The 9,331-nt window shown below is 71.3% G+C and carries 6 protein-coding genes; all 6 read right to left on the reverse strand.

Annotation, left to right across the window (positions count from 1 at the left end):
* Nucleotides 1–6 precede the first annotated feature (6 nt).
* Nucleotides 7–1,377, reverse strand: a complete 1,371-nt coding sequence (ftsW, locus tag KUM40_RS35930; protein ID WP_217170500.1) for a putative lipid II flippase FtsW — start codon at nucleotides 1,375–1,377, stop codon at nucleotides 7–9.
* Nucleotides 1,378–1,472: 95 nt separating this feature from the next.
* A complete protein-coding gene (gene murD / locus KUM40_RS35935; RefSeq protein ID WP_217170520.1) occupies nucleotides 1,473–2,903 on the reverse strand; it encodes a UDP-N-acetylmuramoyl-L-alanine--D-glutamate ligase in 1,431 nt (476 codons plus the stop codon).
* A gap of 11 nt (nucleotides 2,904–2,914) precedes the next feature.
* Nucleotides 2,915–4,006 carry a phospho-N-acetylmuramoyl-pentapeptide-transferase gene (gene mraY, locus KUM40_RS35940; protein WP_217170519.1) on the reverse strand — a complete coding sequence of 364 codons (1,092 nt, stop codon included), beginning with the start codon at nucleotides 4,004–4,006 and terminating at the stop codon, nucleotides 2,915–2,917.
* Nucleotides 4,006–5,421 (reverse strand): UDP-N-acetylmuramoyl-tripeptide--D-alanyl-D-alanine ligase, encoded by a 1,416-nt coding sequence (murF, locus tag KUM40_RS35945; RefSeq protein WP_217170501.1) that lies wholly within the window; start codon nucleotides 5,419–5,421, stop codon nucleotides 4,006–4,008. The genes mraY and murF overlap by 1 nt, the downstream gene beginning before the upstream one ends.
* Nucleotides 5,422–5,479: 58 nt before the next feature.
* Nucleotides 5,480–7,012, reverse strand: coding sequence for a UDP-N-acetylmuramoyl-L-alanyl-D-glutamate--2,6-diaminopimelate ligase (locus tag KUM40_RS35950; RefSeq protein ID WP_217170502.1), 1,533 nt, complete (start codon nucleotides 7,010–7,012; stop codon nucleotides 5,480–5,482).
* Nucleotides 7,013–7,228: 216 nt separating this feature from the next.
* The gene (ftsI, locus tag KUM40_RS35955; RefSeq protein WP_217170521.1) at nucleotides 7,229–9,196 is read right to left on the reverse strand and encodes a cell division protein FtsI; all 1,968 of its coding nucleotides are present in this window, start codon (nucleotides 9,194–9,196) and stop codon (nucleotides 7,229–7,231) included.
* Nucleotides 9,197–9,331: the final 135 nt, after the last annotated feature.

Raw genomic sequence — 9,331 nt, forward strand, 5'->3', positions numbered from 1 at the left:
CGAAATTCACCGCTCTCCGGACGAGCGCGCCGCCGAGGCGCGCCGTCGCATCGTGTTCCAACTCCGGGAGTTCCGCTTGGCCGCGGGACCCCTGGCTCCCCGCTTTCTACCAAAGCGAGGTTGCCGCAACGCAAGCGCCGCCCGCGCACCGGGTTCGTCACGCGCGAAGGCGATCAGCAGACCGATGGCGAACATGGTCGGCAACAGGGCGGAACCCCCGTAGGAGAACAGCGGGAGCGGGACACCGGCGATCGGCAGCAGCCCGAGGACCGCACCGATGTTGATCACGGCCTGGGCCGTGATCCAGGTGGTCACGCCTCCCGCGGCATACCTCACGAAGGGGTCCTCCGTGCGTCCGGCCACGCGGATACCCGCATAGCCTAGAGCCGCGAAGAGGGCGAGTACCGACAGCGTCCCCGCAAGGCCCAGTTCCTCGCCGGTGACGGCGAAGATGAAGTCGGTGTGCGCTTCGGGGAGTTGCCCCCATTTCTCCACACTGGCACCGAGCCCGGAACCGAACAGTCCGCCGGAGGCCAGGGCGTAGATGCCGTGCACGGCCTGCCAGCAGGAGTCGCCAGGACCGGGGTCGGTGGCACCGAGGCAGTTGAGCCGGGCCATGCGGTTGGGGCTGGTCTTGATGAGGATGAAGCCGAGCAGCACGGCGATCGACAGCACGCCCGCGAACAGCCGCGTGGGCGCGCCGGCCAGCCACAGCAGCCCGAACAGGATCGCCGTCAGGATGATCGCCGTGCCCATGTCGCCGCCGATCATGATCAGCCCGAGCAGCATGAACGCGGCGGGCACCAGCGGCACCAGCATGTGCTTCCACTGCGCCAGCAGCTTCTTGTCCTGCTTGCGGGCGAGCAGGTCCGCGCCCCACAGCACGATGGCGAGCTTGCCGAACTCGCTGGGCTGCATCTGGAAGGAGCCGCCGAGCGCGATCCAGTTCTGGTTGCCGTTGACCGCCACTCCTATCCCCGGCACCTGGACCAGGATCATCAGGACGACGGCGCCGGCGAGGATCGGGTAGGCCAGCGCCCGGTGCAGCTTCACCGGCATGCGCATCGCGGCCACCAGGAGGCCGGAGCCGATCAGGGCGGCCAGGGCCTGCTTGCGGAAGAAGTACGAACCGGGCAGCGAAAGCTGGAGCGCGGTGATCTGGGACGCCGAGTAGACCATCACCAGGCCGAGCACGGTGATCAGCGCGCTGCCGCCGCAGATCAGGTAGTACGCGGTCAGCGGCCGGTCCCAGGCGCGGTGGAGGCGGTGGTAGAGGCGAAGCACCGGGTTCTCGTGCGGCGGCCCCGGCGTCGTGGGTCGCCCGACGGCCCGCTGTACGGGCGGACGTCCGGTACGGCTCTGGGGACTACCGGGCATCGCGGCCTCCGCTGCACGTCGGGCCTCCGCTGTATGTCGGCATGGACCGTCCCACGCGTCCTCCCGAGTTCACCCGGCGGCAGGAGGCGGCCGGGTCAGGCGCCGAGTTCGCGAACGGCCTGCGCGAACGCGTCACCGCGCTGGTTGTAGTTGGTGAACATGTCCATGGAGGCACAGGCCGGGGCCAGCAGCACCGTGTCACCGGGCCGGGCGAGCCGCCGCGCCTCCTGGACGGCCTGGAGCATCGCACCAGTGTCGGTCCGGTCGAGGTCGACCACGGGTACTTCGGGGGCGTGTCGCGCCAGGGCTTCGCGGATCAGGGCGCGGTCGGCGCCGATGAGGACGGCGCCGCGCAGCCGCTTCGCCGCGCCCACGACCAGCTCGTCGAAGGTGGCGCCCTTCGCGAGCCCGCCGGCGATCCAGACGATCGACTCGTACGCCGCCAAAGAGGCTTCGGTGGCGTGGGTGTTGGTGGCCTTGGAGTCGTCCACGTACGCCACCGAGTCGACGTCGGCGACGTGCGCGATGCGGTGGGCGTCCGGGGTGAAGGCGCGCAGCCCGTCCCGTACGGCGGCCGCGGGGACGCCGAAGGCGCGGGCGAGGGCCGCGGCGGCAAGGGCGTTGGCGATGTTGTGCGGGGCCGGCGGGTCGACGTCCGAGACCTCGGCGAGCTCCTGGGCGTTCTGCTGCCGGTCCTCGACGAAGGCACGGTCGACCAGGAGGCCCTCCACGACGCCGAGTTGGGAGGGTGCCGGCGTGCCCAGGGTGAAGCCGACCGCCCGGCAGCCGTCCTCGACGTCGGCCGCGCGGACCAGGTCCTCGGTGGCCTTGTCGGCGAGGTTGTAGACGCAGGCGACGCGATTGCCCTCGTAGACGCGGCCCTTGTCGGCGGCGTAGGCCTCCATCGAGCCGTGCCAGTCCAGGTGATCCGGGGCGAGGTTGAGCACGACGGCCGAGTGGGCGCGCAGGGAGGGCGCCCAGTGGAGCTGGTAGCTGGACAGCTCCACGGCCAGGACGTCGTACTCGGTGTCGCCGGTGACCGTGTCGAGGAGCGAGACGCCGATGTTGCCGACGGCGGCGGTGCGCAGACCGGCCGCCTTCAGGATCGACGCGAGCATCCGGACGGTGGTGGTCTTGCCGTTGGTGCCGGTGACCGCCAGCCACGGCGGCGCGTCCGGGCCGCGCAGCCGCCAGGCCAGTTCCACGTCGCCCCAGACCGGGACGCCGGCCTGCTCGGCCGCGGTGAACAGGGGCTTGGTGGGCTTCCAGCCGGGTGCGGTGACGATCAGCTCGGTGCCCTCGGGGAGCCCCGCGGCGGAGCCGCTGTCGGATGCTGTGCCGTCGCCCAGGCGCACGGTGACGCCGAGCGCCTCCAGCTCCGCCGCCTGCGCCCGCGCGCGCTCGTCGGCGCCGTCGTTGACGACGGTCACGCGCGCGCCGAGGCCGTGCAGGACCTTGGCGGCCGGGACGCCGGAGACGCCGAGTCCGGCGACGGTGACGTGCTTGCCCTGGAACTCGAAAGGCACCGAGGAGGAGGTCACTTGTCCGCTGCCCATCCCGCGTAGAAGAGGCCGAGTCCGACGATCACACAGATGCCCTGGATGATCCAGAAGCGGACCACGACAAGGACCTCGGACCAGCCTTTGAGTTCGAAGTGGTGCTGGAGTGGCGCCATCCGGAAGACCCGCTTCCCGGTGAGGCGGAAGGAGCCGACCTGGATGACCACCGACATGGTGATCAGGACGAACAGGCCGCCGAGGATGGCCATCAGCAGTTCGGTGCGCGAGCAGATCGCCAGACCCGCGAGCACACCGCCGAGCGCGAGCGAACCGGTGTCGCCCATGAAGATCTTGGCCGGCGAGGTGTTCCACCACAGGAAGCCGAGGCAGGCGCCCATCAGCGCGGACGCGACCACCGCGAGGTCGAGGGGGTCTCTCACCTCGTAGCAGGCGCCCGGGTTGGTCAGGGTCAGCGCGTTGGCGCAGGACTCCTGGAACTGCCAGACGCCGATGAACGTGTAGGCGCCGAAGACCAGGACGGAGGCGCCGGTGGCCAGGCCGTCCAGGCCGTCGGTGAGGTTCACGCCGTTCGACATCGCGAGGATCATGAACAGCGCCCAGATGACGAACAGCACCGGGCCGATGGTCCAGCCGAAGTCGGTGATGAACGACAGCTTGGTGGACGCCGGGGTGTTGCCGCGGTTGTCCGCGAACTGGAGCGCCAGCACGGCGAAGGCGATGCCGACGGTGAGCTGGCCGATCATCTTCGCCCTGGCCCGCAGGCCCAGCGAACGCCGCTTGACGATCTTGATGTAGTCGTCGAGGAAGCCGACCAGCCCCATGCCCACCATCAGGCCGAGCACCAGCAGACCGGAGAAGGTCGGCCCGGTGTTCGTGTTCGGGTCCAGGTAGCTGGTGATCACCTTGGCCAGGAAGTACGCGGCGACCGTGGCCAGGATGAAGGCGATGCCGCCCATGGTCGGCGTACCGCGCTTGGCGGCGTGCTCGCGCGGGCCGTCGTCGCGGATGTACTGGCCGTAGCCCTTGCGGGCCAGCAGCTTGATCAGCAACGGGGTGCCGATCAGCGTCAGGAAGAGGCCAATGACTCCTGCGAACAGGATCTGCTTCATCATCGGGCGGCAACCTCACCCTCGGTGCCGGTCTCGAGCAGCGCCGTGGCGACGCTCTCCAGACCCACCGAACGGGACGCCTTCACGAGCACGACGTCCCCCGGGCGCAACTCGCTGCGCAACAGGTGGACCGCCGCCTGTGCGTCGGACACGTGCACCGACTCCTCACCCCACGAACCCTCGTTATATGCGCCCAGTTGCAGCCAGCGGGCTTCCCTGCCCCCGACCGCGACGAGCTTGCTGACGTTGAGCCGGACGGCGAGCCGTCCGACCGCGTCGTGCTCGGCGAGCGCCTCGTCCCCGAGCTCGGCCATCTTGCCGAGCACCGCCCACGTACGACGCCCCTTGCTCATGGCCACCAGCGCACGCAGTGCGGCCTTCATGGACTCGGGGTTCGCGTTGTAGGCGTCGTTGACGACCGTCACGCCGTCCGGGCGCTCGGTGACCTCCATCCGCCAGCGGGAGAGGGAGCCCGCCTCGGAGAGCGCGGTGGCGATCTCGTCTGCGGACATGCCCAACTCGTGGGCGACGGCGGCCGCGGCGAGCGCGTTCGACACGTGGTGCTCACCGTACAGGCGCATGGTCACATCGCTTGCACCGGAGGGTGTGTGAAGCCTGAAGGAGGGCTGTCCGCTGTCCGTGAGTCGCACGTTCTCACCTCGAACGTCCGCTTCGTCGGACTCTCCGAAAAGGACCACCTTCGCCTTCGTTCGGGAGGCCATGGCCCGTACGAGGGGGTCGTCCGCGTTGAGGATCGCGGCGCCGCCCTCCTCGGCCGGCGGCAGCGCCTCGACGAGTTCGCCCTTGGCCTGCGCGATCTGCTCCCGGCCGCCGAACTCGCCGATGTGCGCGGAGCCGACGTTGAGGACGAGCCCGACCTTCGGCGGGGTCAGTTCGCAGAGGTAGCGGATGTGGCCGATGCCGCGGGCGCCCATCTCCAGGACGAGGAACTTCGTCTCGTCGGTGGCGGTGAGCGCGGTGAGCGGCAGCCCGATCTCGTTGTTGAGGGAGCCGGGCGTGAACACCGTGGGCGCCCTGCGGCGCAGCACCTGGGCGATCAGGTCCTTGGTGCTGGTCTTGCCGGCCGACCCGGTGAGGGCCACGAGGGTGGTGCCCAGGCGCCGTACGACGTGCCGGGCGAGGGCACCGAGGGCGGCCTGGACGTCCTCCACGACGATCGCGGGCACGCCGACGGGGCGGGAGCCGAGGACGGCCGCCGCACCCGCCTCGACGACCGCGGCGGCGAAGTCGTGGCCGTCCACCCGCTCGCCGACGAAGGCGACGAAGAGGCTGCCGGGCCCCGCTTCCCGGGAGTCCCGGACGACCGGCCCGGTGACCTGCGCGGACGCGTCCGGTATGTCATGCATCCGCCCGCCGACGACTTCTGCGATCTCGGCGAGAGAGAGGGTGATCACAAGTTCGTCCCCTGGATCATTCGGCTCATTGGCTCATTGGCTCATCGGATCGGCTGGATCATTCGGGATCTCGTCCCCGGGTCTTCTGGATGGCCTCGCGCAGCACCTGGCGGTCGTCGAAGGGACGGACCACCCCGGCGATGTCCTGGCCCTGCTCGTGGCCCTTGCCCGCCACCAGCACCGTGTCGCCGGGCTCGGCCCGGGCGACGGCGGCGGCGATCGCGGCGGCCCGGTCCTCGAAGACCTGCACCTCGCCGCGTTCGTGCGCGGGCACCGACGCCGCTCCCTGGAGCATGATGGCGAGGATCGCGAGGGGGTCCTCGGAGCGGGGGTTGTCGGAGGTCAGTACGGCGGTGTCGGCGAACCGGGCCACGGCGGCGCCCATCGGCTCCCGCTTGGTGGTGTCCCGGTCGCCGCCGCAGCCGAGCACCGCGTGCAGCTTGCCCTCGGTCACCTTGCGGAGCGCCTTGAGGACGGATTCGACGGCGTCGGTCTTGTGGGCGTAGTCGACCACCGCGAAGTAGGGCTGGCCCTCGTCCACCCGCTCCAGGCGGCCCGGGACGCCGGGGACGGCGGCGACGCCGTCGGCGGCGGTCTGCGGGTCGAGCCCCGCGGCGGCCAGGGAGACGATCGCGGCGAGCGTGTTCGCCACGTTGAACGGTCCGGCCAGCGGGGACTTGGCGGTGATCCGCTCGCCCTTCGGCCCGAGCACCGTGAACGTCGAGTCCAGCGGGCCCACCTCGACCTCGTCGGCGCGCCAGTCGGCGTCCGGGTGGCCCTCGGCGGAGTAGGTGACGACCGGGACCGTGGCCTCGCCCGCGAGGCGGCGGCCGTACTCGTCGTCGACGTTGACCACGCCGAGCCTGCTGCGCTCCGGTGTGAAGAGCTGCGCCTTCGCCTGGAAGTAGTCCTCCATCCCGGAGTGGAACTCCATGTGCTCCGGGCTGAGGTTGGTGAAGACCGCGATGTCGAAGACGCAGGCGTCGACCCGGCCGAGCACCAGGGCGTGGCTGGAGACCTCCATGGCGACCGCGTCGGTGCCGCGCTCGCGCATCACCGCGAACAGGGCCTGGAGGTCGGTGGCCTCGGGTGTGGTCCGCTCGGACTTGATGCGCTCGTCGCCGATGCGCATCTCGACCGTGCCGATCAGCCCGGTGGACTTCGCCGTGCGCAGGCCGCCCTCGACGAGGTAGGCGGTGGTGGTCTTGCCGGAGGTGCCGGTGATGCCGATCTGGAGGAGATCGCGGCCCGGGTGGCCGTAGATCGTGGCCGCCAGCTCGCCCATCCGCGCGCGCGGGTCGTCGACGACGAGCGCCGGCAGACCGGTGGCGGCGACGCGCTGCGCGCCGGCCGGGTCGGTCAGCACGGCGGTGGCGCCGAGGCCGGCGGCCTGGGTGACGAAGTCGGCGCCGTGGGCGCGGGCTCCGGGGAGGGCGGCGTACAGGTCGCCTGGGCGGACGGCGCGCGAGTCATGGGTGATGCCCGTGACCTCGGCGGGGCCGTCCGGCGCGGCGGCACCCAACTGATCGGCGAGTTCCGCGAGGGGTGTGGCGGAGATCCGCACCGGCCGGGGCGGTCCCGGGTATGTCACGGGGTGGCCCTTCTGGGTGGTTTGGGAGTGATCAGGGTGTGGCACGGCGGTGAGCGTACCGGCAGTGCCCGCCTCCGGGCGAAGTGAGGTCGGGGGGGATGACTGGGGGGCGTTCTGGTTCCCGGGGTCGGGGGTGATCGTTGTCACGGGTGGTTCCTGGTGGCTCGGTACGGGCTCTGTGCGGAGGGCGGGGGTGCGGAGGTGCGGGGGCGCGGGTCAGGGTTTGAAGGTGACCGGGAGGTTGGCGGGGTCGGCCCCGGTCGGTGGGACCTGAAGGGTCTTCAGGGCGAACTCCATGACCTGCTTGTAGATGGGGCCGCAGATCTGGCCGCCGAAGTAGCTGCCCTCGGTGGCGTTCTGGATGGCGCAGTAGACGGTGACGCGGGGCTTGTCGGCGGGGGCGAATCCGGCGAACGACGAGGTGTAGCCGTGGTACTTGCCGGTGGCCGGATCCACCCGGTTGGCCGTGCCCGTCTTGCCCGCCACCCGGTAGCCGGCGATCTGCGCCTTGTTCCCGGTGCCCTCCTCGTCGTCGACGACGGACTCCAGCATCCGCGCGAGCGTCTTCGCGGTCTTCTCACTGACCACGCGGGTCTTCTTGGGCTCCGGGGCCGGTGTGAAGCGGCCGTCGGCGCCCTTCGTGCCGCGTACGAGCGTGGGCTCGATACGGACACCGCCGTTGGCGACGGTCGAGTAGATGGAGGCCGCCTGGAGCGCGTTCACGGAGACGCCCTGGCCGAAAGGAATCGTGTACTGCTGCGAGGTCGACCACTGGTCGGGCGGCGCGAGGATGCCCTTGGTCTCGCCGGGGAAACCGAGCCCGCTGTAGCCGCCGAGGCCGAACTTGCGCAGGTAGGAGTAGAGCACCTTGTTGGCCTCGGCCTGGGTGTCGCCCAGCTCGCCGGTGGCCATGATCGTGCCGATGTTGCTGGACTTGGCGAGCACGCCGTTGAGCGTGAGGTACCAGGTCGGGTGGTCGATGTCGTCCTTGAAGGACCGGTCGCCGCGCTTGAGCCGGTTGGGGACGGTGAGGTGGGTCTTCGGGGTGGCGACGTTCTCCTCCAGCACGGCCGCCATCGACAGCACCTTGGCGGTGGAGCCCGGCTCGAAGGCGTCCTGGAGGGCGGCGTTGCCCAGCGCGTCCGGGTCGGCGTGGGCGAGGTCGCCCGGGTCGAAGCCGGGCGAGTTGGCCATGGCGAGGATCTCGCCGGTGGTGGTGTCCTGGACGACGACGTAGCCGCCGTCCGCCTTGGACTTCTCCACCTGCTCGCTGATGGCGTGCTGCGCGGCCCACTGGATGTCGCGGTCGATGGTCAGTTCGACGTCGCTGCCGGGCACGGCGGGCGTCTCGGCCGAACCGGCGGTGGGCACGTGGCGCCCGCCGGACTGCGCGTAGCGGATCTCGCCGTCCTCGCCGGCCAGCGTCTTCTCCAGCTTCCGCTCCAGGCCGCCGCCGCCCTTGCCGTCGGCGCCGACCCAGCCCAGGACGCCGGCGGCGAGGTCGCCGGCCGGGTACACGCGCTTGCTGCTGGGGTCGGCGAAGACGCCCGCGAGCACGTTGACCGCCGACTTGTCCGTCTCCGCCTTCGTGGTGAGCGCGGTCTTCAGGTCCTTGATCTGGTTCCAGACCTGGGGGGTCTGCCTGCGCGCGAGGCGCACGTAGCGCAGTTCCTTGTTCTTCGGGCGGAGCCGGTCGACCAGGTCCTGCTGGTCCTCGCCGAGGATCGGTGCGAGGAGGGCCGCCGCCTGCTCGGGCCCGTCGTCGACCTTGAGCTGCTCGCGGGTGAACATCGTGGGGTCGGCGGTGATGTCGTAGGAGTCCACGGTGGTCGCGAGGGCCACGCCGTTGCGGTCGGTGATCCCGCCGCGTTCGGCGGGCAGCGTGTGCACGACGTAGCGGTTCTGCTCGGCCTTCGCGGAGTACGTGCCGGCGTCGACGGCCTGCACCTGGAGGAGCCGTACGACGAAGGCGGACAGCACCAGGGTCAGCGCGAGGCCGATCATGCGCAGGCGGGGGCGCGGGCTGCCCAGCCGGATGGCGCGGGGCGCGGCCGGGCGGGGCGGCCCGGGCCTGCGGGCCGGCCGGGCGCCGGGGCCGGGCTGCCGCCGTCCGCCGGGGCGGACGGGCCTCGCGGGTCCGGGCACACGGCGGCGCGGCGGTTCCCTGTCGGACACTTCCGTCACCTGCCGGGAGTCGGGGTCGGGGTGGGCGTCACTGAGGTGGGGGTGGGCGTCGCCGCTGTGGTGGGGGTGGCGGCTGTGCCGGGCGTGGCCGCGCCGGGGGAGGCGGGGGGCGGGCCGGACGGCTCGGCGTAGGGG

Source organism: Streptomyces sp. AC512_CC834 (assembly GCF_019049325.1).
In the GTDB taxonomy this organism is placed as follows: Bacteria; Actinomycetota; Actinomycetes; order Streptomycetales; family Streptomycetaceae; genus Streptomyces.

Coding starts and splice junctions, on each gene's coding strand:
- ftsW (WP_217170500.1), bottom strand. CDS start 1,377: ATGCCCGGTAGTCCCCAGAGCCGTACCGGACGTCCGCCCGTACAGCGG.
- mraY (WP_217170519.1), bottom strand. CDS start 4,006: ATGAAGCAGATCCTGTTCGCAGGAGTCATTGGCCTCTTCCTGACGCTG.